24 protein-coding genes and 1 other RNA gene are annotated in these 23,900 nt (G+C 62.7%); 15 read left to right on the top strand and 10 right to left on the bottom strand.

All coding sequences use genetic code 11. From position 1 onward, the window contains the following. Positions 1–63: 63 nt before the first annotated feature. From IFT57_RS20725 to IFT57_RS20710, 4 genes are read right to left on the bottom strand one after another with little or no spacing between them, the layout of a single operon-like run. Complete coding sequence (locus IFT57_RS20725) at positions 64–795, bottom strand: amino acid ABC transporter ATP-binding protein (protein WP_192152530.1); 732 nt, start codon at positions 793–795, stop codon at positions 64–66. Beyond that, positions 782–1,432, bottom strand: a complete 651-nt coding sequence (locus IFT57_RS20720) for an amino acid ABC transporter permease (protein ID WP_192050403.1) — start codon at positions 1,430–1,432, stop codon at positions 782–784. The genes IFT57_RS20725 and IFT57_RS20720 overlap by 14 nt, the downstream gene beginning before the upstream one ends. After that, entirely contained in the window at positions 1,429–2,094 is a 666-nt protein-coding gene (locus IFT57_RS20715) for an amino acid ABC transporter permease (RefSeq protein ID WP_192055072.1), read from the bottom strand. The genes IFT57_RS20720 and IFT57_RS20715 overlap by 4 nt, the downstream gene beginning before the upstream one ends. A 16-nt stretch (positions 2,095–2,110) precedes the next feature. Then, on the bottom strand, positions 2,111–2,893 hold the full coding sequence (locus tag IFT57_RS20710; protein WP_122479906.1) for a transporter substrate-binding domain-containing protein: 783 nt from the start codon (positions 2,891–2,893) through the stop codon (positions 2,111–2,113). A 318-nt stretch (positions 2,894–3,211) separates the two neighbouring features. On the opposite strand from IFT57_RS20710, the gene trxA reads away from it, so the two are divergent. The 6 genes from trxA (at position 3,212) to IFT57_RS20680 (ending at position 10,529) form a co-directional block, all read left to right on the top strand. Further along, on the top strand, positions 3,212–3,541 hold the full coding sequence (gene trxA / locus IFT57_RS20705) for a thioredoxin TrxA (RefSeq protein ID WP_043192254.1): 330 nt from the start codon (positions 3,212–3,214) through the stop codon (positions 3,539–3,541). A gap of 232 nt (positions 3,542–3,773) precedes the next feature. Further along, positions 3,774–5,033, top strand: coding sequence for a transcription termination factor Rho (gene rho, locus IFT57_RS20700; RefSeq protein WP_043192255.1), 1,260 nt, complete (start codon positions 3,774–3,776; stop codon positions 5,031–5,033). 99 nt (positions 5,034–5,132) lie between these two features. Beyond that, entirely contained in the window at positions 5,133–7,085 is a 1,953-nt protein-coding gene (locus IFT57_RS20695; RefSeq protein ID WP_192152529.1) for an acyltransferase family protein, read from the top strand. Positions 7,086–7,157: 72 nt separating this feature from the next. Further along, positions 7,158–8,624, top strand: a complete 1,467-nt coding sequence (ubiD, locus tag IFT57_RS20690; protein WP_122796177.1) for a 4-hydroxy-3-polyprenylbenzoate decarboxylase — start codon at positions 7,158–7,160, stop codon at positions 8,622–8,624. Next, a complete protein-coding gene (locus IFT57_RS20685) occupies positions 8,624–9,595 on the top strand; it encodes a CDP-6-deoxy-delta-3,4-glucoseen reductase (RefSeq protein WP_192152528.1) in 972 nt (323 codons plus the stop codon). The genes ubiD and IFT57_RS20685 overlap by 1 nt, the downstream gene beginning before the upstream one ends. Before the next feature lie 259 nt (positions 9,596–9,854). Continuing rightward, on the top strand, positions 9,855–10,529 hold the full coding sequence (locus IFT57_RS20680; RefSeq protein ID WP_122715985.1) for a gamma-glutamylcyclotransferase: 675 nt from the start codon (positions 9,855–9,857) through the stop codon (positions 10,527–10,529). 19 nt (positions 10,530–10,548) lie between these two features. On the opposite strand, the gene glpT is transcribed toward IFT57_RS20680, so the two are convergent. Beyond that, complete coding sequence (gene glpT / locus IFT57_RS20675) at positions 10,549–11,895, bottom strand: glycerol-3-phosphate transporter (protein ID WP_122479901.1); 1,347 nt, start codon at positions 11,893–11,895, stop codon at positions 10,549–10,551. A gap of 248 nt (positions 11,896–12,143) precedes the next feature. Between glpT and IFT57_RS20670 the strand changes: the two genes are divergently transcribed. Further along, positions 12,144–12,560: a flagellar basal body-associated protein FliL gene (locus tag IFT57_RS20670; protein ID WP_122715984.1), complete on the top strand. Its 417-nt coding sequence runs from the start codon at positions 12,144–12,146 to the stop codon at positions 12,558–12,560. Positions 12,561–12,640: 80 nt separating this feature from the next. Continuing rightward, positions 12,641–13,981, top strand: a complete 1,341-nt coding sequence (locus IFT57_RS20665; protein WP_192152527.1) for a Fic family protein — start codon at positions 12,641–12,643, stop codon at positions 13,979–13,981. A gap of 117 nt (positions 13,982–14,098) precedes the next feature. Here the strand turns inward: IFT57_RS20665 and IFT57_RS20660 are convergent, their stop codons facing one another. Continuing rightward, a complete protein-coding gene (locus tag IFT57_RS20660; RefSeq protein ID WP_192152526.1) occupies positions 14,099–14,548 on the bottom strand; it encodes an EVE domain-containing protein in 450 nt (149 codons plus the stop codon). Positions 14,549–14,573: 25 nt separating this feature from the next. Between IFT57_RS20660 and IFT57_RS20655 the strand changes: the two genes are divergently transcribed. Beyond that, positions 14,574–14,912, top strand: coding sequence for a hypothetical protein (locus tag IFT57_RS20655; RefSeq protein ID WP_192152590.1), 339 nt, complete (start codon positions 14,574–14,576; stop codon positions 14,910–14,912). A gap of 59 nt (positions 14,913–14,971) precedes the next feature. Here the strand turns inward: IFT57_RS20655 and IFT57_RS20650 are convergent, their stop codons facing one another. The 4 genes from IFT57_RS20650 to IFT57_RS20635 all read right to left on the bottom strand — a co-directional run bounded on the left by IFT57_RS20650 (position 14,972) and on the right by IFT57_RS20635 (position 16,422). Further along, positions 14,972–15,589: a 5-formyltetrahydrofolate cyclo-ligase gene (locus tag IFT57_RS20650; protein WP_192152525.1), complete on the bottom strand. Its 618-nt coding sequence runs from the start codon at positions 15,587–15,589 to the stop codon at positions 14,972–14,974. Positions 15,590–15,690: 101 nt separating this feature from the next. After that, positions 15,691–15,868, bottom strand: a non-coding RNA gene (gene ssrS / locus IFT57_RS20645) — 6S RNA. Positions 15,869–15,898: 30 nt separating this feature from the next. Next, positions 15,899–16,216, bottom strand: coding sequence for a cell division protein ZapA (locus IFT57_RS20640; RefSeq protein ID WP_122479895.1), 318 nt, complete (start codon positions 16,214–16,216; stop codon positions 15,899–15,901). Continuing rightward, positions 16,213–16,422 carry a TIGR02449 family protein gene (locus IFT57_RS20635; protein WP_122479894.1) on the bottom strand — a complete coding sequence of 70 codons (210 nt, stop codon included), beginning with the start codon at positions 16,420–16,422 and terminating at the stop codon, positions 16,213–16,215. The genes IFT57_RS20640 and IFT57_RS20635 overlap by 4 nt, the downstream gene beginning before the upstream one ends. 163 nt (positions 16,423–16,585) lie before the next feature. Between IFT57_RS20635 and IFT57_RS20630 the strand changes: the two genes are divergently transcribed. The 6 genes from IFT57_RS20630 (at position 16,586) to IFT57_RS20605 (ending at position 23,839) form a co-directional block, all read left to right on the top strand. Beyond that, positions 16,586–17,143: a YecA/YgfB family protein gene (locus IFT57_RS20630; RefSeq protein WP_122715981.1), complete on the top strand. Its 558-nt coding sequence runs from the start codon at positions 16,586–16,588 to the stop codon at positions 17,141–17,143. Between the two features lie 19 nt (positions 17,144–17,162). After that, a complete protein-coding gene (gene pepP, locus IFT57_RS20625; protein ID WP_192050084.1) occupies positions 17,163–18,494 on the top strand; it encodes a Xaa-Pro aminopeptidase in 1,332 nt (443 codons plus the stop codon). Then, complete coding sequence (ubiH, locus tag IFT57_RS20620) at positions 18,491–19,687, top strand: 2-octaprenyl-6-methoxyphenyl hydroxylase (RefSeq protein ID WP_122796183.1); 1,197 nt, start codon at positions 18,491–18,493, stop codon at positions 19,685–19,687. Before pepP ends, ubiH begins: the two co-directional genes overlap by 4 nt. A 23-nt stretch (positions 19,688–19,710) precedes the next feature. Continuing rightward, entirely contained in the window at positions 19,711–20,955 is a 1,245-nt protein-coding gene (locus IFT57_RS20615; RefSeq protein WP_192152585.1) for a 2-octaprenyl-3-methyl-6-methoxy-1,4-benzoquinol hydroxylase, read from the top strand. Between the two features lie 91 nt (positions 20,956–21,046). Continuing rightward, positions 21,047–22,048 (top strand): extracellular solute-binding protein, encoded by a 1,002-nt coding sequence (locus tag IFT57_RS20610; protein ID WP_192152524.1) that lies wholly within the window; start codon positions 21,047–21,049, stop codon positions 22,046–22,048. 165 nt (positions 22,049–22,213) lie between these two features. Further along, complete coding sequence (locus IFT57_RS20605) at positions 22,214–23,839, top strand: ABC transporter permease (RefSeq protein ID WP_192152523.1); 1,626 nt, start codon at positions 22,214–22,216, stop codon at positions 23,837–23,839. Positions 23,840–23,900: the final 61 nt, after the last annotated feature.

Raw genomic sequence — 23,900 nt, 5'->3', positions numbered from 1 at the left:
GGCGCCAACGCGCCATCCTGATCTTTGCCCCAAGGTCCGAGCTCCCGCAAGCGCGAACGGCATTCACGCCGGCTGCATGCCGATGAACTGCGCCAGCTCGGGCGTGCGCGGATTGACGAACAATTGCTTGGGATCGCCCACCTCGTGCACCTTACCATGGTGCATGAACACCAGCTTGTCGCCGACCTCGCGGGCGAAGCGCATTTCGTGGGTGACCATGATCAGGGTCATGCCGTCTTCGGCCAGCTTGCGCACCACGCTGAGCACTTCGTTGACCAGCTCCGGGTCCAGCGCCGAGGTGATCTCGTCGCACAGCAGCACCTTGGGCGACATGGCCAGCGCGCGGGCGATCGCCACGCGCTGTTGCTGGCCGCCGGACAGACGTTCGGGGAACGCATCGAACTTCTCCCCCAGGCCGACCCGTTCGAGCATCTCGCGGGCCAGCTCGCGGGCACGAGCCTTGGGCACTTTCTGCACCACCTGAGGGGCCAGCATCACGTTTTCGCCCACGCTCAGGTGCGGAAACAGGTTGAACTGCTGGAACACCATGCCGACCTTCTGGCGCAGGCTGCGCAAGTCGGCGCGCGCCGCATCCAGATATTCGCCATCGACTTCGATGACGCCGTCGTTGATCGATTCCAGGCCGTTCAGGGTGCGCAGCAAGGTGCTCTTGCCCGAACCGCTGCGACCGATGATCGCGACCACCTGACCTTCGTCCACACTCAGGTCGATGCCCTTGAGCACATGATGATCGCCGTAGTACTTGTGCAGGGCGGAAATCCTAAGCAGCGGCATGCAGCCTCCTTTCCAGATAGCGGGCACTGAGCGACAGCGGGTAGCACAGGGCGAAGTAGCCCAGGGCGACGAAGCCGTAGACCATGAAGGGTTCGAAGGTGGCGTTGGCCAGCATGCTGCCGGTCTTGGTCAGCTCGGTGAAGCCGATGATCGAGGTCACCGCGGTGCCCTTGACCACTTGCACCGAGAAGCCCACGGTCGGCGCCACGGCAATGCGCAAGGCCTGGGGCAGGATGACGTGGCGCAGCTGCTCGTTGCGGGTAAGCGCCAGGCTGGCGGAGGCTTCCCACTGGCCGTTGCCGATGGACTCCACGCAGCCGCGCCAGATCTCGGCCAGATAGGCGCTGGTGAACAGCGTCAGGGCCAGGGCGGCGGCCACCCAGGGCGAGATGTCCACGCCCATCAGCGCCACGCCGAAGAACACCAGAAACAGCTGCATCAGCAACGGCGTACCCTGGAACACTTCGATATAGCAGCGTGCCAGCGTGCGCAGCGGATGCGCGGGCGAGATGCGCAGGGTCATCACCAGCAAGCCGATCAAGCCACCGCCAATGAACGCCACCAGGCTCAAGGCCAGCGTCCATTGCAGGCCGATGAGCAGGTTGCGCACGATGTCCCACAGGGTGAAATCCATCAGCTGTTCCTCATGATGAAACGCCGACCCAGCCAGTTCAGCAGCATGCGGATCAGGATCGACATGATCAGGTACACCAGCGTGGTCAGCAGATACGTCTCGAAGGCGCGGAAATTGCGCGACTGGATGAAGTTGGCGTAGAAACTCAGCTCCTGCGTGGCGATCTGCGAGCAGACCGCCGAACCCAGCATCACGATGATGATCTGGCTGCTCAGCGCCGGCCAGACCTTGGCCAGGGCTGGCTGGAGGACCACATAGCGAAACGCCTCGAAGCGGCTCATGGCCAGGGCCGCAGAGGCTTCGAGCTGCCCCTTTGGCACGGCCTGGATGCCGGCGCGAATGATCTCGGTGGAATACGCCCCCAGGTTGACCACCATGGCCAGCACCGCGGCCTGCCACTCGCTGATCTGCACGCCCAGGCTGGGCAGGCCGAAGAAAATGAAGAACAGCTGGACCAGGAAGGGCGTGTTGCGGATGAGCTCCACGTAGACCCCGAAGAGGCCGGCGAACGGCTTGATCTGCCAGGCCCGCACGGCACCGCCGACGATGCCCACGGCCACCCCGAGCAGTGCGCCGATGGCGGTCAGCTCAAGGGTGAACAGCGCCCCCTTGAGCAGCAGGTCGGCCTGTGCGAGCACCGGGGCGAAAGCGAACTGATAGGCCATTGCGTGCGCTCGACAATCAGAGATCGGCGGGCAGCGGCTGCTTCAGCCAGGTCTGCGCATTCTTTTCCAGGCTGCCGTCGCTCTTGCCCGCAGCGATGATCTGATTGACCTTGGCCAGCAGCTCGGGCTGTTGCTTGTTGATGCCCACGTACACCGGCGAGTCCTTGAGCTTGATTTTCAGGGCTGGAATGCGCTTGGGGTTCTTTTCCGAGATGGCGACCATCACCACGTTGCCGCTGGCGATCAGGTCGGTCTGGCCGGCGAGGTAGGCGGCGATGGTCGAGTTGTTGTCTTCGAAGCGCTTGATGGTGAGGCCTTCGGGCGCGACCTTGCTCAGCTCGATGTCTTCGATGGCGCCACGGGTCACGCTGATGGTCTTGCCCTTGAGGTCGTCCAAAGTGGCGATCGGCGCTTCCGGCGGGCCGAACACGGCCAGATAGAACGGCGCGTAGGCGCTGGAGAAATCGATGACCTGTTCACGCTCGGCATTCTTGCCCAGGCTTGAGATCACCAGGTCGACCTTGCCGGTGGTGAGGTAGGGAATGCGGTTGGTGGAGTTCACCGGGGTGAGCTGCAGCTTCACCTTGAGTTGATCGGCGATCAGCTTGGCGGTGTCGATGTCCAGTCCGCGCGGTTGCATGTCGGGGCCGACCGAGCCGAACGGCGGGAAATCCTGCGGCACGGCAACGCGCAAGGTGCCGCGCTCGGTGATGTCGCTCAAGCCATCGGCGTGGGCTGCCTGGCCCAGCATGAAACTGGCGACCAGGGCGGTGAACAGCAGGCTGCAGCGCGAAATCATGGCGATACTCCGATTGCGATCGAGTCGAGGTTGCCAGGGAGGTAGCACAGCGCGTGCCAGAATGGGGCAGGGCGCGCGTGCCGCCGCGTGGGATCGGGGTTCGAGCTGCCACGAGTGCTCTGTGCCGGACTGGCCGCGCACCGTTGCGGAGCGCACTGGCCCGGACCTGCGATCATTTCTGGTGCATCGAGCGGGGTTCCATTGCCTGTATCACCGATGTTCATAGTGATGATCAATGATCATCGGCTTCCTGTAGCAGCGCTGTGCCGCTATGATGGGCCACGTTTTTCTTTCCGAATATGACCACGGAGACACTCCATGAGCAGCGACCTTATCAAGCACGTCAGCGATGCCAGCTTCGAAGCAGATGTACTCAAGGCTGACGGCGCTGTACTCGTCGACTACTGGGCCGAATGGTGTGGCCCGTGCAAGATGATCGCCCCGGTGCTCGACGAAATCGCCGAGACCTACAAGGGCAAGCTGACCGTCGCCAAGCTCAACATCGACGAGAATCAGGAAACCCCGGCCAAGCACGGCGTGCGCGGCATCCCCACGCTGATGCTGTTCAAGAACGGCAACGTCGAGGCGACCAAGGTCGGCGCGTTGTCCAAGTCTCAGTTGGCAGCCTTCCTGGACGCCAATATCTGATACCTGAAAGGCCCCGCATTCGTCGGGGCTTTTTTCTGGGCGCGATACTGGACGCCTACAAATCGAGGTGTTACATTCGGCCTCGCATTGGTTTCTCCTCTGCCCCCTGCAAGCCGTCGCCGACGCACTCCTACTCGAATCAGTACGCGATCCTGTCGCCTTCTCTGCGGCGCGGCCTCATTAAGCCCAAAGCTTAATTTCTCCCCTCCATACATGATTACGTCATTCCCTTATGAACCTGACTGAACTCAAGCAAAAGCCGATCACCGATCTGCTCGAAATGGCCGAACAGATGGGCATAGAAAATATGGCCCGTTCGCGCAAGCAGGATGTGATTTTCTCCCTGTTGAAGAAGCACGCCAAAAGCGGTGAGGAAATCTCCGGTGATGGCGTGCTGGAGATTCTCCAGGACGGCTTCGGCTTCCTGCGTTCGGCTGACGCCTCGTACCTGGCCGGCCCAGACGACATCTACGTCTCGCCCAGCCAGATCCGCCGCTTCAACCTGCGTACCGGCGACACCATCGTCGGCAAGATCCGCCCGCCCAAGGAAGGCGAGCGTTATTTCGCCCTGTTGAAAGTCGATACCATCAACTTCGACCGTCCGGAAAACGCGAAAAACAAGATTCTCTTCGAAAACCTCACGCCGCTGTTCCCTACGGTGCGCATGAAGATGGAAGCCGGCAACGGTTCCACCGAAGACCTCACCGGTCGTGTCATCGACCTGTGCGCACCGATCGGCAAGGGCCAGCGTGGCCTGATCGTCGCTCCGCCGAAAGCGGGCAAGACCATCATGCTGCAGAACATCGCGTCGAACATCACGCGCAACAACCCTGAATGCCACCTGATCGTCCTGCTGATCGACGAGCGTCCGGAAGAAGTCACCGAGATGCAGCGCACCGTGCGCGGCGAAGTGGTCGCTTCGACCTTCGACGAGCCGCCAACCCGCCACGTGCAAGTGGCCGAGATGGTGATCGAGAAGGCCAAGCGCCTGGTCGAGCACAAGAAGGATGTGGTCATCCTGCTCGACTCCATCACTCGCCTGGCGCGTGCCTACAACACCGTGATCCCGAGCTCCGGCAAGGTCCTGACCGGTGGTGTCGACGCCCATGCCCTGGAGAAGCCCAAGCGTTTCTTCGGTGCCGCGCGTAACATCGAGGAAGGCGGTTCGCTGACCATCATCGCCACCGCGCTGGTCGAAACCGGTTCGAAGATGGATGAAGTGATCTACGAAGAGTTCAAGGGTACCGGCAACATGGAACTGCCCCTGGACCGCAAGATCGCCGAGAAGCGCGTTTTCCCGGCCATCAACATCAACCGTTCCGGTACCCGTCGCGAAGAGCTGCTGACCGCCGACGACGAACTGCAGCGCATGTGGATCCTGCGCAAGCTGCTGCACCCGATGGACGAAGTGGCGGCCATCGAATTCCTGATCGACAAGCTCAAGCAGACCAAGACCAACGACGAGTTCTTCCTGTCGATGAAACGCAAGTAAGCCCACCCGCTGCTTGATCCGAATGGCGCCCTTGCGGCGCCATTCGCATTTTCAACGCACCATAGCCATGCCAGACCCGTTCGGCCGACAAGGATTGTTATGACTCACCCAGCCTATCGACGTGACATCGACGGCTTGCGCGCCGTGGCGGTCATTGCCGTGGTGTTGTTCCACTTTGGTATTCCAGGTTTTGCCGGCGGGTTCGTCGGCGTTGACGTGTTCTTCGTGATCTCGGGTTATCTGATCACCTCGATCATCCACCGCGAGCGTTCCTCGGGCCACTTCAGTTTCGTGGAGTTCTGGGTGCGCCGTGCGCGGCGGATCCTGCCCGCCCTGGTGGTGATGGTGGTGGCCTGCCTGATCGTTGGCTGGTTCCTGCTGGTGCCGCGTGACTATGAGGAGCTGGGGCGCTCGGCGCGCTACCAGGCCATGTTCATGTCCAACGTGCTGTTCGCCCGCCAGGACGGCTATTTCGATACCGATTCGGAGCTCAAGCCACTGCTGCACACCTGGTCGCTGGCGGTGGAAGAGCAGTTCTACATTCTCTTGCCGTTACTGCTGGCCGTGCTCGGCCGCTATGTGAAGGCGTGGCGCAGAGGTTTGCTCGGCATTGCCCTGGCATCGTTTGCAGTGAGCGTCTGGCAGGTTCAGCAAGCTCCGGCGCAAGCATTCTTTCTATTGCCGGCGCGCGCGTGGGAACTGTTGGCCGGCAGCCTGCTGGCGGTGGCGCCGGTGTTCCAGCGCCCGCTGAAAGTGGCCGTGCGTCAGGCCGTGGCCACCGCCGGGATCGCTGCCGTGGGCGTGGCCATTGCCTGCTATGACTGGCGTACCGCGTTTCCCGGCATGGCAGCACTGCTGCCGGTGTTGGGCACGCTGGCGATCATCTGGTCCGGCGCCGGCCAGCCGACCTGGCTGTCACGGCTGTTGGGCACGCGGCCGATGGTGGCGGTGGGCTTGATTTCCTATTCCTGGTACCTGTGGCATTGGCCGGTGCATGTATTCGCCGACTATGCCGCCGTGGACGGTATCGCTGCGCACGAAAACCTTGCGCTGATCCTGGGCAGTCTGCTGCTCGGCTACCTGTCCTGGCGCTGGGTGGAAACGCCCCTGCGCGGTCGGCGCTGGCTGGCCGAGCCGCGTCAGGCGCTGTTGGCTGCATTGCTGGCCATGGTGGTGGTGGGCCTGGCGGGGCAATCCCTGCGCTGGAGCGATGGCGTACCGTCGCGGCTGTCGGCGCAGGCATTGGCCTACGCCGAGGCCGGCGAATGGCATGCCGGGCAGCGCGACTGCATGTTCGAGAAAACCACTGCGCCCGAACGCCTCATCTGTCACCTCGGGCGCCAAAGCAAAGACGTGCTGCCACCGCTGATCTGGGGCGACAGCCATGCAGCCGCCCTGATGCCGGCACTGCGCGTGCACAGCGAGCGCACCGGGCAGGCACTCGATCTGGCCAGTTCGGCCGGCTGCGTGCCGGTCGCGGGGCTGGAGCGCAACGACCTGTGCCGACAGTTCAATGCGCAGGTCCGCAGCGTGATCGCGCAGGCGCCGCAGCGCGACGTGGTGCTGGTCGCGCGCTGGACGTTGTACCTGTATGGCGACGAGCATGGCGACATGACCTATCGCTTGCCCGGTGCCGATGCGCCGGTGCAGCTGGCCGAGGCGCTCAAGCGCGAAGTTCGGGCCTTGCGCCAGGCGGGCAGCCGGGTCTGGCTGCTCGACGAAGTCCCTTTGCAGAACGCCAACGCACCCTATCGGCTGAGCCGCCTGGCCATGCTCCAACGACCGACTGACGGCATCGGGCGCCCGCTGCTCGAGCACCGACAGCGCCAGGCATTCATGCATGCGTTGTTCGCCGAACTGGTTGCCAGTGATCCCCAGGTGCGCATCCTCGACACGACCCAGCTGTTCTGCGCCGACGGCATAACCTGCGTGGCCGAGTCGGCGGGGCGCTCGCTGTACATGGACGACAACCACTTGGGCGACGACGCGGCAGGGTTCGTGGCGCCGTTGTTCGCGCCGGTAGAGGCATCGCAGCCTGGCAATTCCCATTAAAGCCCAGCCGGCGGCTGCCAGCGGCCGCCAGAGCAGGTAGGATGTACGCTTATTTTCTAACTGGCATGGTCGATGAAATTCAAGGATCTTCGGGATTTCGTGCAGCAGCTTGAGCAGCGCGGAGAGTTGAAACGCATTCAGGTGCCTATCTCGCCGGTGCTCGAAATGACCGAGGTGTGCGACCGCACCCTGCGTGCCAAGGGTCCGGCGCTGCTCTTCGAGAAGCCCACCGGCTTCGATATCCCGGTGCTGGGCAACCTGTTCGGCACGCCGGAGCGGGTGGCCATGGGGATGGGCGCCGAATCGGTGAGCGAGCTGCGCGAGATCGGCAAGCTGCTGGCGTTCCTCAAGGAGCCCGAGCCGCCCAAGGGCCTGCGCGATGCCTGGTCGAAGCTGCCGATCTTCAAGAAGATCATCGCCATGGCCCCGAAGGTGGTCAAGGACGCGCCCTGCCAGGAGATCGTCCTGGAAGGCGATGACGTCGACCTCGGCATGCTGCCAGTGCAGCACTGCTGGCCGGGCGACGTGGCACCCCTGATCACCTGGGGCCTGACGGTCACCAGGGGGCCGAACAAGGAACGCCAGAATCTGGGTATCTACCGCCAGCAGGTGATCGGCCGCAACAAGGTGATCATGCGCTGGCTGAGCCATCGCGGTGGCGCCCTGGATTACCGCGAGTGGTGCGACAAGCACCCTGGCCAGCCGTTTCCCGTGGCCGTGGCCCTGGGGGCCGACCCTGCGACCATTCTGGGCGCGGTGACGCCGGTACCCGACAGCCTCTCCGAGTACGCGTTCGCCGGGCTGCTGCGCGGCAACCGCACCGAGCTGGTGAAATGCCGCGGCAACGACCTGCAGGTGCCGGCCACTGCCGAGATCATCCTGGAAGGGGTGATTCATCCGGGCGAGATGGCCGACGAAGGGCCGTATGGCGACCACACCGGCTACTACAACGAAGTCGACAAGTTTCCAGTGTTCACGGTGCAGCGCATCACTCACCGGATCAAGCCGATCTACCACAGCACCTACACCGGCCGGCCACCCGATGAGCCAGCGATCCTGGGCGTGGCGCTGAACGAAGTGTTCGTGCCCATCCTGCAGAAGCAGTTTCCGGAAATCACCGACTTCTACCTGCCGCCCGAAGGCTGCTCGTACCGCATGGCGGTGGTGACCATGAAGAAGCAGTACCCGGGGCATGCCAAGCGGGTGATGCTCGGGGTCTGGTCGTTCCTGCGCCAGTTCATGTACACCAAGTTCGTCATCGTCACCGACGACGACATCAATGCCCGCGACTGGAACGACGTGATCTGGGCCATCACCACGCGCATGGACCCCAAGCGCGATACCGTGCTGATCGACAACACGCCGATCGACTACCTGGATTTCGCCTCGCCGGTGTCCGGCCTGGGTTCAAAGATGGGCCTGGATGCCACGCACAAGTGGCCGGGCGAAACTACGCGCGAATGGGGTCGGGTCATCGTCAAGGACGAGGCCGTGACCCGCCGCATCGATGAACTCTGGAATCAGTTGGGAATAGATTGATGCGTGTGACCTTGCAACCTTCGGGCGTGGTGCTTGAAACCCTGCCCGCCGAGCGGATTCTGGCGGCCGCGCAGCGCCTGGGCTATGACTGCCCGCAGAGCTGCCGCAATGGCAACTGCCATGTGTGCAGCGCGGTGCTGGTGGAAGGCAGTGTTCGCGAGGAAGACGCGGTGATCGACCGCGGCGAGTTTCATACCTGCATCGCCGAGCCGCTGGAAGACTGCGTGATCCTCTGGGACGGCGTGCTGGCCAAGGGCGAGCTGCCGGTGCGCAGCCTGGCCTGCCAGCTGATCGACTGCGTCGATATCGGCGGCGATGTCTGGCGCGTGCGCCTGCGTGCGCCGGCCGGCAAGCCGCCGCGCTACCATGCCGGGCAATACCTGATGATCGAGCGCGAAAATGGCGAAAAGTCTGCCTTCTCGCTGGCCTCGGCACCCCACAGCGGGCGCGACCTGGAGCTGCACGTGCTGGTCCGCGAGGCCAGTGCGCAGAGTTTGATCGAGCAGTTGCAGCGCAACGGCATGGCCCGTGTACACATGCCCTATGGCGATACCCACCTGGCCGAGCTGCCGGACGGACCACTGGTGCTGATTGCTGCAGGTACCGGCATGGCGCAGATGAACAGCCTGATCGAGCATTGCCGACGCGAAGGTTTCAAGCATCGGGTGCACCTGTACTGGGGTGTGCGTCGCCCCGAGGATTTCTACGCGCTGGAACATTGGGAGCAATGGAAGCAGTTGCCCAACCTGTTCCTGAACAAGGTGGTGAGCGATCTGTGTGGCTGGGAAGGACGCTGCGGCATGCTGCATGAAGCGGTCTGCGAGGACATAGCCGACCTGAGCGCCGTGCATGTCTATGGCAGCGGTTCACCGGCGATGATCTACGCCACGCTTGATGCCCTGGTGAATGCCGGGATGGATGCGCACCAGATGCGTGCGGACGTCTTCGCCTACGCGCCGCGGCCAGCCTGATTTCCACTGCCCTGCGTCATTTCGTTGCCTGCTTCTGCTGTCGTGATGCCTGCGTCGAATCTGACGCAGTGGCATTGCGGTAAAATCGTGCACGCCGATTTGTCCCCGAGCCGGCTTGGTGCTTATAACTTATTTATTTGAAGTTGATTATAAGCGCTTGTATTTATTGATCTATCTGCCATACGGTAGGAACGCGGGAGTTGCAATGCGTTAGAGTTAGGCTTCATTGCCATCTTACGGGGATAACAGGCGACTGCTTATGTCGGTACTCGAAACTGCGCACTTGAATGTGGTCTATCCGCCGTCGCTCGATCTCGGGCCGCAATTGACCCACGAGCAACTTCTTCATTCATTGGACACGACGATGCGGCGCCATCGTGGCGGGCCGGTCTGGCTGTTCGCCTACGGTTCGCTCATCTGGCGGCCCGAATGCAGCGCCGCGGAGCGTCGCCGGGCGCGTGTGCATGGCTATCACCGGGGCCTGTACCTGTGGTCCCACGAACACCGTGGCACACCCGAGCGACCTGGCCTGGTGTTCGGTCTGGACCGAGGCGGCTCATGCGCCGGGTTCGCCTATCGCTTGCCTCAGGAAGATCTCGAACACTCGCTGCTGGCGCTGTGGAAGCGCGAGATGCCCTATCCCTCGTACCGCCCGCATTGGCTCAACTGCCGTCTGGAAGACGGCACCAAGGTGCAGGCGTTGGGATTCGTATTGGAGCGGCATTTGCCCAGCTATGCAGGCAACCTGCCGGATAACCTGCTTACGCAGATTCTCGACAGTGCCAGCGGGCGATTTGGCAGCACCCGCGATTACGTCGAGCAAACCATCAGTGCCCTGCGCAATCACGCAATGCCGGACAAGAACCTGGAAGCCAGGCTCAAGCGTTGCCATCAGGGCAGCTGCACTCAAGCCTCGCAGCAATTCCTGCCCTGACGGTGCGGCACGCCTGACGTCAGGCGTTGCGCTGGGTGCTGGCCACCTGTTTGTGCCAGAGCGTGGGGATCAGGAAGACGATCGCCAACAGGCAGGCGCCGATCAGCAGGACGAAACCACCGTCCCAGCCGAAGTGATCCACGGTATAGCCCATCGCCGCGCTGGCGGCGACCGACCCACCCAGGTAGCCGAACAGGCCAGTGAAGCCCGCGGCGGTGCCGGCCGCTTTCTTCGGTGCCAGTTCCAGCGCCTGCAGGCCGATCAGCATGACCGGGCCGTAGATCAGGAAGCCGATCGAGACCAGTGCGATCATGTCCACGGTCGGGTTGCCGGGCGGGTTGAGCCAGTACACCAGGGTCGCCACGGTCACCAGCGCCATGAACACCACGCCGGTCAGCCCGCGGTTGCCACGAAAGATCTTGTCCGACATCCAGCCACACAGCAACGTGCCGGGAATACCGGCCCACTCATAGAAGAAATAGGCCCATGAGGTGGTGTCGACGGTGAAGTGTTTGGCTTCCTTGAGGTAGGTCGGCGCCCAGTCCAGTACGCCATAGCGCAGCAGATAGACGAACACGTTGGCCAAGGCGATGTACCAGAGCATCTTGTTGCGCAGCACGTACTTGACGAAGATTTCCTTGGCGCTGAATTCTTCTTCGTGGCTGGAATCGTAGCCTTCCGGGTAATCGTTCTTGTATTGCTCGATGGGCGGCAGGCCTACCGACTGCGGTGTGTCGCGCATGGTTGCAAAGGCGAACAGGGCGACCAGCAGGGCCACTGCGGCCGGCACATAGAAAGCCGCGTGCCAGTCGTTGAACAAGCCCATGCCGAGCAGGAACAGCGGGCCGATCAAGCCACCGCCGACGTTGTGCGCCACGTTCCACACCGACACCACGCCGCCGCGTTCCTTCTGCGACCACCAGTGCACCATGGTCCGGCCGCTTGGCGGCCAGCCCATGCCTTGCGCCCAGCCGTTGATGAACAGCAGGATGAACATCATGGTGACGCTTGACGTTGCCCACGGCGCAAAGCCGAAGACGAACATCACGCCGGCGGAAACCAGCAACCCGAACGGCAGGAAGTAGCGCGGGTTGGAGCGGTCGGACACGATCCCCATGAGGAATTTGGACAGGCCATAGGAGATGGCGATGGCCGACATCGCCAAGCCCAGTTGGCCCCGGGTGTAGCCCTGTTCTTCGATCAGGTAGGGCATGGCCAGCGAGAAGTTCTTGCGCAGCAGGTAGTAACCGGCGTAACCGATGAATATCCCGGCGAAGATCTGCCAGCGAAGGCGACGGTAGGTGCTGTCTATCTTTTCATCGGGCAGGGCTGCACGATGCGGGGCGGGGCGGAAGAAGGCGAACATTCACAAGCTCCATTTATTGTTATTTGCTGCGTTTTCGAATGTTACAGTTTCGTTACCGAAAATAAAACGATTTACCGCCCAGCGGAGTTTGCGAAAATGTTGCAATGCGAACTTAAGCGGTTCAGTTCTGTTCGCCAGTCTGCTTTGCGCTTCCGAAGAATCGTTTCAGCCCATTGGATTCGAACGAGCTATTGAATCACCCGTGCTGGCCGATACAGTCAGGACACGTTCTTGCGGAGACATATGTGATGAAAGCCTGGGTATTGATTGGGCTGGCGTTGGCCCTGCCAACCACCGTTATGGCCAACGAGGCGGCCAAAGAGGGCGAGAACGCAGCGCCCAAGGTTGCCTATATCGGCATGACCCCACCGTTCGTGGGCAACTACGCCTTGGACGGCGGCCCCAAGCTGCACGTGTACAAGGCGGACATCGCCTTGAAGGTCACCGGCGCGGAAGCGGAAGCTGCCGTGAAGCGCCAGGACCCGCTGCTGCGCAATCAATTGGTAGCACTGTTCGCACAGCAGACCTCCGAATCGATGGGCAACGTCGAAGCCAAGGAGAAACTGCGTCAGGAAGCCCTCAAGCAATTGCAGCAGGTGATGAACGACGAAGAGGGCAAACCCATCGTCGAAGACCTGCTGTTCAATAACCTGATCGTGCAGTGAACTGATTGTTGTGCAGCAAGGCGGACAGAGGATTGCCATTGGCGTAGGCTGTCTCAAAACCACTGAGTTTTGAGACAGCGATGTTCAAGATCCCTCCCGCCGTTATCCGCGATCCGCTTCAACGCATTGCTCGGGATTGTCCGGAGCGCATAGCTGAGTACCTGGCCCTCAACGCGCCCTTGGATGGCAAGGGCCGGTATCAGCATTTCGACAAGCTTCGTTTCCGCATTCCTGAAGGGCTGAACCATGAACTGGTGTGGTCGCTGGTGAAGTTGGCGCGTGAACGGCAACTGAGCGACGTCGTTGTACTGGGGCAGCCTGCACATCAATGCCAACTGCTACTGACGCCAGCGATCCATGCCGCGACCTCCGAGACTGACCGGCACACTACGGGTGCTGCATTGGAGTGGATGAGCAACAAGATCGGTGAGCAGAAACACGTAACGTACCTGCTTAACGACCTCATAGAAGACGAGGCCATCAGCAGTAGCCAGTTGGAGGGTGCATCGACCACGACCCAAGTGGCCAAGGACTTGCTCAAGCGTCAGCGAGGTCCGCGCACTCCAGATGAAAAGATGATTCTGGGCAATTATCGGATGATGCAGTTCGTGTGGGAGCATCGCACACGACCGCTGAGTGCTGACTTGATCGCCGAGATCCACCAAGTGGGTGTGGAAAACATCGACGACGAGCATTATTACCCGGGTGTGTTCCGCGTTAACGATGAGGTAGTGGTCCAGGACGGCGATGGCAATGTGGTGCATACACCACCGCCAGCACGCGGCCTGGAGTCGCGGCTGGAAGCCTTGGCCGAATGGGCCAACAGCAACCATGGTGAGTTCAGGACCAATCGTTACCTGCATCCGCTGATCAAGGCGATCGTCCTGCACTTTGCCATTGGCTATGAGCACCCTTTTCACGACGGCAATGGCCGGGTGGCCCGGTCATTGTTCTACTGGTTCATGTTCAAGCATGACTTCGCTGCCTTTCGTTACATAGCTATCAGCAAATTGCTCAAGGCCGCCCCTGTGCAGTACGGCAAGAGTTATCTCTATACCGAAACCGACGATATGGACCTGACGTATTTCGTCGACTACCAAAGTCGCACGATCATTCGCGGCATCGCGGATTTCAAAGAAGCCTACGAAAAAACGCTGGCCGATATGAACTCATTCAATCGCTTCCTGTTCGACAGTGGTTTGTATGCACAGCTGAGCGACAAGCAGAAAACCGTACTGCAGGTGGCTAGCAACGAGAAGGGGATGGAGTTCACGGCTGTGAACCTGAAAGAGAGCTTGGGCTGCTCGTACAATACGGCAGCTTCGGTACTCAATGGTCTTGTGGATTTAGGCTTGTTTCACAAACGCAAGGATGGGCGGGAGTGGGTGTTTTCTTTGGCGCAGACGGGGCTGCATCGTTAGACGCTGAAAAGGTTAAGTCTTGTGCACACAACGCGCTATGCAGGTACGCATGGCGCACTGCGGCTATGTGGAGCCAGGGCCAGAAGCGTCACGTCATGGCCAGTTCGACGTAGCCTTCTATCGCAATCCCAGCACAATTTCCCACTGCTGTGCCGTTACCGGCATCACCGAAAGCCGGCTGCCTTTTTGTACCAGCGCAAGTTCGGCAAGCCCGCTCTGCTGCTTCAACAAGCCCAACCCGAGCACGGGGTCGAAGGTTTCTACGTGGGCTACATCCACCGAAGTCCAGGGGTTCTTCTCGGTGCTGGCCTTGGGATCGAAGTAATGACTGTCCGGATCCAGGGCAGTGGGGTCGGGATAGTCGCTCGCGACGATGCGACCAATGCCGGCGATGCCTGGCTCGGGGCAGCTGGAATGATAGAAGAAGAACTGGTCGCCAACGGCCATGGTGCGCATGAAGTTGCGTGCCTGATAGTTGCGTACGCCGTCCCAGCGCGTCTGGCCAAGCGTGGCTAGGCCCTGGATGGACAATTCGTCAGGCTCGGATTTCATCAGCCAATAGGCCATGGCGAGTGTTCCTCAATAATGTGAAATGGCCAGCTTTTGTGGGATTCAAGCGCACCCGACAATTGGTCGTGAACAACGTTTGCTTGTCTACCAAGCTTGCCCCAGAATGCGCGCAAATTTAAGCCCGACGCTGCTGCTCGGCACGCCAGAATACCGTTCTGTCGATTCTTTAATTGCCTGTAGGGGGGCAACGTCGATGCGCCGTAAGCCGGACTTGTTGTGGACATTGGTGATTTTGTTGGGCTTGGGTATCGTCACCACTGGATACGCGCAGAGTCTGTGGGCGAGCAAGGCGGATACCGGTGCAGAGCTGATCGTGGTGCAGACTTCGATGGTGCAAAGTTCGATGGTTAGTCCGCGGTAACGGTAGCGCCCGTTCGCGGCTGCTGACCGCTCCTACAGGTTAAAGCCGCGGCGCAAGGCTTACGTCAGATACCAACCCTTGTCCGTCACCGTTCCCTGCAGCGGTATATCCCAACTGGCCTGGGCCAGGCGCTCCACCTTCTGACATTCATGGGCCAGCCCCAGCAGCACCGGGGCTTGCCAGGCCGTGCGGCGATTGCGGTAGGCCAGGCTGCGGTCGTAGAAGCCGCCGCCCATGCCCAGGCGCCCACCTTCGTCGTCGAACCCCACCAGTGGCAGCAAGATCAGGTCCAGTGCCCAGATAGTGCGTTGCCGCGCCCGATCGATGCGCGGTTCTGGAATCCCGAAGCGGTTGGGTCGAAGCTTTTCGCCACGGCCCACCCGCTGAAATACCATCTTGGTCCGTGGCCAATCGCTGAGCACCGGCAGGTAGGTACGCTTGCCGCGCCGCTGAGCTTCGCGCAACAGGGGCTGCGGATCTATCTCGCCGTCGTTGGGCAGGTACAGGGCAATATTCCGGGCACGGCGAAACAGCGGATGCTGGGCAAGTTGGCGGTAGAGATCGCGAGCGGCCAGACGTTGCTGTGCAGGGGTGAGGGCGCGACGTGCGGCCCGTAGCTGGCGGCGCAGTGATTGACGAGGCGGTGATTGACTAGGCTGCGGCGCGGGTACGGTCATGGGCGCGGTCGATCCTGATCAAAGGTGCCGTTGGACAGTGTTGCCCGGCGACGAATGAAAAAGCCCACGCCAAGTACTGCGGGCATGGGCTGGAAATTCAGGTACTCCCCGACGAACCGCTGTCGGTGTAGCCCTTGAACCCGAAAGTTCAAGGTGGAGATCACAGGAGGTTTTAAGGCTTTCCGTCGAGCGGACATGCACACCAACCCCACGTGCAACCCCCGTGGTTGTGCGTATCGGCTCAGGGACATGACCGACTGGCAAGCACTCCAGGGAGTGATGCCAGTATACAGAAAAGCTTTGCGGATTTCAGCCCTTGGGCGTTTCCGGATCGGTGGCAAGCACCAGGTCCACGCGTTCGAGCAGGTCGCGAACCTGTTCGCGAGTGGTGCCGTTGACCGACAGCTCCGGTGTGTCCTGGCGATGCAGCAGATCGTGAGTGATGTTCAGCGCGGCCATGACGGCAATGCGGTCGGCACCGATCACTTTGCCGCTGCTGCGGATTTCGCGCATCTTGCCGTCCAGGTAGCGCGCAGCGTTGACCAGATTGCTGCGCTCCTGCGGCGGGCAGATGATCGAGTATTCCTTGTCCAGGATCTGAACGGTGACGCTATTGCTTGAACTCATGAGTCTTGCTCCAGGGCCTTGAGGCGCGAAATCATGGACTCGACCTTACGCCGGGCGATTTCATTCTTTTCGATGAGATTTGCGCGTTCCTCGCGCCAGGTTTTTTCCTGCGCTAATAGGAGTCCGTTTTGTCGTTTTAGTTGCTCGACTCGTCCGATCAGTGATTCGAGTCGGCTCATCAGCGCTTGCAGGTCGTTGTGTTCCATGGAGTCCCGGTAGGTACGGTTGGGAAATGTTGCCCGCCGATGAACTGGCAGGCCCGGTGAAGATGAACACGTAGTTGGCCGCGTCGATAGTCTGGCGCGGTTGCCGGTGCTAGGATACAAGGCCTTCATTCTAGTCATTGCGCCGTCTGGCGCCTAGTTGCCCATGCCTATTCAGAATTCTCCCTATCACGCCTTCGCCGCCCTGCTCACCAGCAGCGGCCATACCGTCTCGCCCGCCGAACTGCACGGGCTGTTGCTGGGTCGCAGTTGCGCCGGTGCCGGCTTCGAGATCGAGCCATGGCTGGTGGATGCCGCCGATCTGCTGGGTACACCGGCCGCAGACAACGTTCGCCAGGCGCTCATCGGCCTGCAGGAAATGGTCAAGGGCGAACTCACCAGCGACGACATGACCGTGGTGCTGCTGGTCCCCAGCGACGAGTCGCCGTTGCCCGAGCGCGCTGCCGCACTGGGCGAGTGGTGCCAGGGTTTCCTCGCCGGGTTCGGCCTGACCGCGCGCGACACGGCGCTGAGCACCGAAGCCATGGAAGTGCTGCAGGACCTGGCCGCCATCGCTCAGGTGCAGGATGCGCTGGAAGAGTCCGAGGACGGCGAAACCGACTACATGGAAGTCATGGAATACCTGCGGGTTGCACCGCTGCTGCTCTACACCGAATCGGCCAAGCAACCGACCGCGGCCAGCGCCAAGCCGTCGCTGCATTGACCGGAGCCTGTTTCTGCCCATGAGCCACATCCCGAAATCGGAATTTGCCCGCCGCCGCAAGGCACTGATGGCGCAGATGGTGCCCAACAGCATCGCCATCCTGCCTGCCGCCGCCGTGGCCATCCGCAATCGCGACGTGGAGCACGTCTACCGCCAGGACAGCGACTTCCAGTACCTGAGCGGCTTTGCCGAACCCGAAGCAGTAATTGCTCTGATTCCGGGGCGCGAGCATGGCGAGTACGTGCTGTTCTGCCGTGAGCGCAATCCCGAGCGCGAACTGTGGGACGGCCTGCGGGCCGGGCAGGAGGGCGCGGTCCGCGAGTTTGGCGCCGACGATGCCTTCCCCATCAGCGATATCGACGACATCCTGCCCGGTCTGATCGAAGGGCGCGACCGCGTCTACTCGTCGATCGGCAGCCACCCCGAGTTCGACCGGCATCTGATGGAGTGGATCAACAGCATCCGTTCCAAGGCGCGCCTGGGGGCTCAGCCTCCCAATGAGTTCGAGGCGCTCGACCACCTGCTGCACGACATGCGCCTGTACAAGTCGGCCGCCGAGGTCAAGGTCATGCGCCGCGCCGCCGATATCTCTGCGCGCGCCCATGTGCGCGCCATGCAGGCGTGCCGCGCCGGGCTGCACGAGTACAGCCTGGAGGCCGAGCTGGACTACGAGTTTCGCAAGGGCGGGGCGAAGATGCCGGCCTATGGCTCGATCGTCGCGGCGGGTCGCAATGCCTGCATCCTGCATTACCAGCACAACGATGCACTGCTGCGCGATGGCGACCTGGTGTTGATCGACGCCGGCTGCGAAATCGACTGCTATGCCAGCGACATCACCCGGACCTTCCCGGTAAGCGGCCGCTTTTCACCCGAACAGAAAGCCATCTATGAGCTGGTGCTCGAGGCGCAGCAGGCGGCCTTCGCCGCCATCGGCCCCGACAAGCACTGGAACCAGGCCCATGAAGCCACGGTCCAGGTCATTACCCGTGGGCTGGTGCGGCTGGGGCTGCTCAAGGGCGAGGTCGATGAACTGATCGCCCGCGACGCGCACCGCGCGTTCTACATGCACCGCGCCGGACACTGGCTGGGGCTGGATGTGCACGATGTCGGCGAGTACAAGGTCGGCGGCGAGTGGCGGGTGCTCGAACCCGGCATGACCTTGACCGTCGAACCTGGCATCTACATAGCGCCCGACAACCTCAGCGTTGCGAAGAAGTGGCGCGGCATTGGCGTACGAATCGAGGACGATGTAGTGGTGACCAAGAAAGGCTGCGAGATTCTCACCGGGGCGGTGCCCAAGTCGGTCGCCGAGATCGAGGCGCTGATGGCCGCCGCACGGGCTGGCGCATGAGCCGCTTCAACCTGGCCATCATCGGCGGCGGGCTGGTCGGCGCGAGCCTGGCCCTGGCATTGCAGGCCGGGGCCAGGGCGCGCGGCTGGAAGATCGTGCTGATCGAGCGTTTCGCGCCGGGCGATGCCTACCAGCCCAGCTATGATGCGCGCTCCTCGGCGCTGTCCTTCGGCACCCGACAGATCTACGAACGCCTGGGCTTGTGGCCGGCGATCAGCCAGCGCGCCGAAGCCATTCGCCAGATCCACGTGTCCGACCGCGGTCGCTTCGGTACCGCGCGGCTTCGTGCCGATGACGAGGGCGTGCCGGCCCTGGGCTATGTGGTGGAGAACGCCTGGCTGGGGCAGTGCCTGTGGCAGGCGCTGGACCAAGAGGTCGTGAGCTGGCGGTGCCCAGCGGAAGTGACTCGGATGCAGGCGCTGGCTGACGGCCATGAGTTGACCCTGGACGACGGCACCCAGCTGCAGTGCGACCTGGCCGTGCTGGCCGACGGCGGTCGCTCCGAGTTGCGCGAGCAGCTGGGCATCGCCGTGCAACAGACGCGCTACGATCAGGACGCCCTGATTGCCAATGTCACCCCAGGCAATGCGCACCAGGGCCAGGCGTTCGAGCGCTTCACCGATGACGGGCCGATGGCCCTGTTGCCGTTGCCCGACAACCGCTGCGCACTCATCTGGACACGTACGCCCGCCGACATTCGACGCTTGCAGGGCTTGCCCGACCAGGCCTTTCTGCAAGAGCTGCAGGCGGTGTTCGGCTATCGCCTGGGCACGCTGCAGCGCGTCGGCGCCCGGCACGTCTACCCGCTGTCGCTGGTGCAGGCCGAGGAGCAGGTGCGTTCCAATCTGGTGGTGCTGGGCAACGCGGCGCATGCCTTGCACCCCATCGCCGGGCAGGGTTTCAACCTGTCGATGCGCGATGTGCAGGCGCTGGCCGAGGCCCTGCTTGCCAGCACCGGTCATTTGGGGCAATTGTCGCTGCTGCGTGGCTATGCGCAACGCCAGCGCCTGGACCAGCGGCTGACCGTGGGCTTTTCGGACCAGTTGACGCGGCTGTTCGCAACGCCCGATCCCTGGGTCGCAGTAAGCCGTAACCTGGGCCTGCTGGGGCTCGATCTGCTGCCGCCGGCCAAACGCTGGTTCGCACGCCAGGCCATGGGCCTGGGCACTCGGTCGGAGATCAAAGGGCAATGAATACCGTGACCCATACGAACGAACTGCGCGCCGACCTGGTCATCGTCGGCGCGGGCATGGTCGGCAGTGCGCTGGCACTCGCCCTGCGCGACAGCGGCCTGGACATCCTGCTGATCGACGGCGGGCCGTTGACCGGCAAGCCTTTCGATGCCCTGGCGCCGTTCGAGGCGAGGGTCAGTGCGCTGTCCGTGGCCAGCCAGCGCATTCTTCAACGCCTGGGCGCTTGGGACGGTATCCAGGCGCGGCGTGCCAACCCCTACGGCCACATGTGCGTATGGGACGGCAGCGGCACCGGGCAGATCAACTTTTCCGCGGCCAGTGTGCATGCCGAGACCCTGGGGCACATCGTCGAGAATCGCGTGGTTCAAGATGCCCTGCTCGAGCAGTTGCAGGACAGCGGGATCCGTTTGCTGGCCAATGCCCGGCTGGAGCAGCTGCGCTATTCGGGCGATGACCGGCTGTTGACCCTGGCTGGTGGCCAGACCGTGCGTACCCCGCTGGTGATCGCCGCGGATGGCGCGCATTCGGCGGTCCGTGGCCTGGCAGGTTGCGAGACGCGCGAGTGGGATTACCTGCACCACGCCATCGTGACCAGCGTGCAGTGCAGTGAGGGGCATCGCGATACGGCCTGGCAACGTTTCACCGACGACGGCCCGCTGGCGTTCCTGCCTCTGCAGCGCGGTGATGGCAAGCATTGGTGTTCGATCGTCTGGTCAGCCACGCCGGAGCAGGCCGAGCGCTTGATGGCGCTGGATGACGCCGCGTTCTGCAAAGCCTTGGGGCAGGCTTTCGAGGGCCGTCTGGGCGAGTTGATCGCTGCCGATGCCCGCCTGTGCGTGCCGCTGCGTCAGCGGCATGCCAAGCGCTACGTGGAAACCGGCCTGGCACTGATCGGCGATGCCGCGCACACCATCCATCCGTTGGCCGGACAAGGGGTCAACCTGGGCCTGCTCGACGCCGCCGTGCTGGCCGAAGAGCTGATGCATGCCCGGCAGCGCGGCGAACGGCTGGCCGGCCTGCCGGTCCTGACTCGCTATGAGCGACGGCGCATGCCGCACAACTTGGCCTTGATGGCAGCGATGGAAGGCTTCGAGCGTCTGTTCCAGGCCGATCAGCTGCCGCTGCGCTGGCTGCGCAACACGGGCTTGAAATGGGTGGAGCAACTGCCGGAAGCCAAGGCGTTGTTCGTCCGCCAGGCGCTTGGCCTCACGGGGGATCTGCCTGCCCTGGCACGCCTCCAGGCACAGGACGTCGTCGGAGGCCGGTAACATTTGGTAACGCCTGGGTCCCGAGTTCGGTTGAGAAGCTAAATGTGATTCACTACCATTTCGCCCTCACTCGAATGGCAAGGGTTCCCTCATGATGGCGCGTAAACGTCTTCTCGCTGCACTGGCGCTCTGTCTGTTAGGTGGCACCGCCCACGCTGCCGATGAGGTGGTCGTCTATTCTTCGCGCATCGACGAGTTGATCAAGCCGGTGTTCGACGCCTACACCGCGAAAACCGGGGTCAAGGTCAAGTTCATCACCGACAAGGAAGCGCCGTTGATGCAGCGCATCAAGGCCGAAGGGCAGAACGCCACGGCCGACCTGCTGCTCACCGTCGACGCCGGCAACCTGTGGCAGGCCGAGCAGATGGGCATCCTGCAACCCATCACGTCAGCCGTCATTGACGGCAACATTCCCGCGCAATACCGTGCCGCCTCCCATCAATGGACCGGCCTGAGCCTGCGCGCGCGGACCATCGCCTACGCCAGCGAACGGGTCAAGCCGCAGGAGCTGAGCACCTACGAGGCCTTGGCCGACAAGCAATGGGAAGGGCGGTTGTGCCTGCGTACGGCGAAGAAGGTGTACAACCAGTCGCTGACCGCCACGCTGATCGAGACCCATGGCGCGGAGAAGACCGAAAAGATTCTCAAGGGCTGGGTGAACAACCTGTCCACCGACGTGTTCTCCGATGACATTGCGGTGCTGCAGGCCATCGACGCCGGGCAGTGCGACGTGGGTATCGTCAACAGCTACTACTACGGGCGCCTGCACAAGCAGCAGCCGGGTCTGGGGGTGAAGCTGTTCTGGCCGAACCAGGGCGATCGCGGCGTCCATGTGAACCTGTCGGGCATTGGCCTGAACAAATATGCGCCGCACCCGCAGGCGGCCATTGCGCTGGTCGAGTGGATGACCGGGCCGCAGGCGCAGGCGATCTTTGCCGGGGTGAACCAGGAGTTTCCGGCCAACCCGGCGGTGTCTCCATCTGCGGAGGTCGCCAGTTGGGGTGAGTTCAAGGCCGACACCTTGCCCGTGGAAGTGGCAGGCAAGCGTCAGGCCGAGGCGATCCGGCTGATGGATCGGGCGGGCTGGAACTGAGCTGATATCGGTGGCGCTCCTCCAAGGAGCCTGGCTGCGGTACACCCTGTAGGAACGGTCCGTGGCCGCGAAGGGTGCGCTGCGGTCTTTCCGCCTATCTGCAGAGGCAGAGGCGCCGGGCTGTTGCGTTGAAAGCCTACAACCTGAAAACCACGAGTGAACCCATTGTCTTCTTCCGTCCAACGCCGTTGGTACCCGCTGGTCCTGGCCGTGGTCGGGCTGGTGCTGCTGCCGTTGAGCGTGCTTGTGCTTTCCTGGCAAAGCATCGATATGCAGATATGGTCCCACCTGTGGGATACGCAAATGCCGCGCCTGCTGGGCAATACGCTTACCCTGGTGGTCGGCGTAGGTACGGGCGTGACGGTGCTTGGCGTCAGCCTCGCCTGGCTTACCAGCCTGTGTGAGTTTCCCGGCCGGCGCTGGCTCGACTGGGCCTTGATGCTGCCGTTCGCCATCCCGGCCTACGTGCTGGCGTTCGTCTTCGTCGGCCTGCTGGATTTTGCCGGGCCGGTGCAGAGCCTGCTGCGCGAGTGGTTCGGTAGTGGCCTGCGCCTGCCGCGGGTGCGCTCCACGGGTGGGGTCATCATCGTTCTGGTGCTGGTGTTCTACCCGTACGTCTACCTGCTGGCGCGGACCGCGTTCCTGGCCCAGGGCAAGGGTTTGATGGAAGCGGCGCGCATGCTCGGCCAATCACCGTGGCAAGCTTTCTGGCGTGTAGCACTGCCGGTGGCCCGGCCGGCCATCGGTGCGGGCGTGGCACTGGCATTGATGGAAACCCTGGCGGATTTCGGCGCTGTGGCGGTGTTCAATTTCGACACCTTCACCACGGCCATCTACAAGACCTGGTACGGCTTCTTCAGCCTCTCCAGCGCGGCGCAGTTGGCCAGCCTGCTGTTGCTGGCCGTGATGCTGGTGCTGTACGGCGAGCGGCGTGCGCGCGGTCAGGATCATGCGGCCAGCGAACGCCCGCGTGGACAGGCGCTGTATCGGCTGCGCGGGTTCAAGGCATGCCTGGCCAGCGGCTGGTGTGCGTTGGTGTTCGCCTGCGCCTTCGTCGTGCCCATGCTGCAGTTGGTCGTGTGGTGCTGGCAGCGCGGGCGCTTCGACCTCAACGAACGGTACCGTGAGCTGATCGTGCATACCCTGTACCTGGGCGCCATGGCCGCGCTGATCACCGTAACGGTGGCGCTGCTGCTGGCATTTGCGCGGCGCCAGGCGCCTACGCGAGGCATTCGCGCGGGTGTGGCGGTGGCGAACCTGGGCTATGCCTTGCCGGGGTCGGTGCTGGCGGTATCGCTGATGCTGGCTTTCAGTTTTCTCGACCGCGAATTGGTCGTGCCGTTGTCCGGCTGGCTGGGCGGTGCCGGGCGGCCCTTGCTGCTGGGCAGCGTGGCGGCGCTGCTGGTGGCCTATCTGGTACGGTTCATTGCGGTGGCCTATGGGCCGCTGGAAAGCAGCCTGGCGCGGATCCGCCCGTCGCTGCCCGAGGCCTCGCGCAGCTTGGGGGTAGGCGGTCCGCGGCTGTTCTTCAAGGTCTACCTGCCCCTGCTGCTGCCAGGCACGCTCAGCGCGGCGCTGCTGGTGTTCGTCGATACGCTGAAGGAGATGCCGGCGACCTTGCTGATGCGTCCGTTCGGCTGGGACACACTGGCGGTGCGGGTGTTCGAAATGACCAGCGAAGGCGAATGGGCGCGCGCGTCGCTGCCGGCCCTGACCCTGGTGCTGGTCGGCCTGCTGCCGGTCATCGGGTTGATTCGACGTTCGGCACGTCAGGTCGGTCGAAACCACTGACCGAATGCGCGAGCTTGTCGCTGCGGATATCAACCCCGCGACCTTGTCGCTGCAGATATCA

The organism is Pseudomonas sp. CFBP 13719, from assembly GCF_014842095.1.
Classification (GTDB): domain Bacteria; phylum Pseudomonadota; class Gammaproteobacteria; order Pseudomonadales; family Pseudomonadaceae; genus Aquipseudomonas.
The sequence above is the reverse complement of the archived record's forward strand: the minus strand, read 5'-3'. Positions and strand labels throughout refer to the sequence as shown.

Coding starts and splice junctions, on each gene's coding strand:
- IFT57_RS20710 (WP_122479906.1), bottom strand. CDS start 2,893: ATGATTTCGCGCTGCAGCCTGCTGTTCACCGCCCTGGTCGCCAGTTTC.
- IFT57_RS20660 (WP_192152526.1), bottom strand. CDS start 14,548: ATGGCCTATTGGCTGATGAAATCCGAGCCTGACGAATTGTCCATCCAG.
- IFT57_RS20610 (WP_192152524.1), top strand. CDS start 21,047: ATGATGGCGCGTAAACGTCTTCTCGCTGCACTGGCGCTCTGTCTGTTA.
- trxA (WP_043192254.1), top strand. CDS start 3,212: ATGAGCAGCGACCTTATCAAGCACGTCAGCGATGCCAGCTTCGAAGCA.
- glpT (WP_122479901.1), bottom strand. CDS start 11,895: ATGTTCGCCTTCTTCCGCCCCGCCCCGCATCGTGCAGCCCTGCCCGAT.
- IFT57_RS20715 (WP_192055072.1), bottom strand. CDS start 2,094: ATGGCCTATCAGTTCGCTTTCGCCCCGGTGCTCGCACAGGCCGACCTG.
- IFT57_RS20655 (WP_192152590.1), top strand. CDS start 14,574: ATGGCCAGCTTTTGTGGGATTCAAGCGCACCCGACAATTGGTCGTGAA.
- IFT57_RS20695 (WP_192152529.1), top strand. CDS start 5,133: ATGACTCACCCAGCCTATCGACGTGACATCGACGGCTTGCGCGCCGTG.
- rho (WP_043192255.1), top strand. CDS start 3,774: ATGAACCTGACTGAACTCAAGCAAAAGCCGATCACCGATCTGCTCGAA.
- IFT57_RS20685 (WP_192152528.1), top strand. CDS start 8,624: ATGCGTGTGACCTTGCAACCTTCGGGCGTGGTGCTTGAAACCCTGCCC.
- ubiD (WP_122796177.1), top strand. CDS start 7,158: ATGAAATTCAAGGATCTTCGGGATTTCGTGCAGCAGCTTGAGCAGCGC.
- IFT57_RS20635 (WP_122479894.1), bottom strand. CDS start 16,422: ATGGAACACAACGACCTGCAAGCGCTGATGAGCCGACTCGAATCACTG.
- IFT57_RS20680 (WP_122715985.1), top strand. CDS start 9,855: ATGTCGGTACTCGAAACTGCGCACTTGAATGTGGTCTATCCGCCGTCG.
- IFT57_RS20630 (WP_122715981.1), top strand. CDS start 16,586: ATGCCTATTCAGAATTCTCCCTATCACGCCTTCGCCGCCCTGCTCACC.
- IFT57_RS20640 (WP_122479895.1), bottom strand. CDS start 16,216: ATGAGTTCAAGCAATAGCGTCACCGTTCAGATCCTGGACAAGGAATAC.
- IFT57_RS20725 (WP_192152530.1), bottom strand. CDS start 795: ATGCCGCTGCTTAGGATTTCCGCCCTGCACAAGTACTACGGCGATCAT.
- pepP (WP_192050084.1), top strand. CDS start 17,163: ATGAGCCACATCCCGAAATCGGAATTTGCCCGCCGCCGCAAGGCACTG.
- ubiH (WP_122796183.1), top strand. CDS start 18,491: ATGAGCCGCTTCAACCTGGCCATCATCGGCGGCGGGCTGGTCGGCGCG.
- IFT57_RS20665 (WP_192152527.1), top strand. CDS start 12,641: ATGTTCAAGATCCCTCCCGCCGTTATCCGCGATCCGCTTCAACGCATT.
- IFT57_RS20650 (WP_192152525.1), bottom strand. CDS start 15,589: ATGACCGTACCCGCGCCGCAGCCTAGTCAATCACCGCCTCGTCAATCA.
- IFT57_RS20670 (WP_122715984.1), top strand. CDS start 12,144: ATGAAAGCCTGGGTATTGATTGGGCTGGCGTTGGCCCTGCCAACCACC.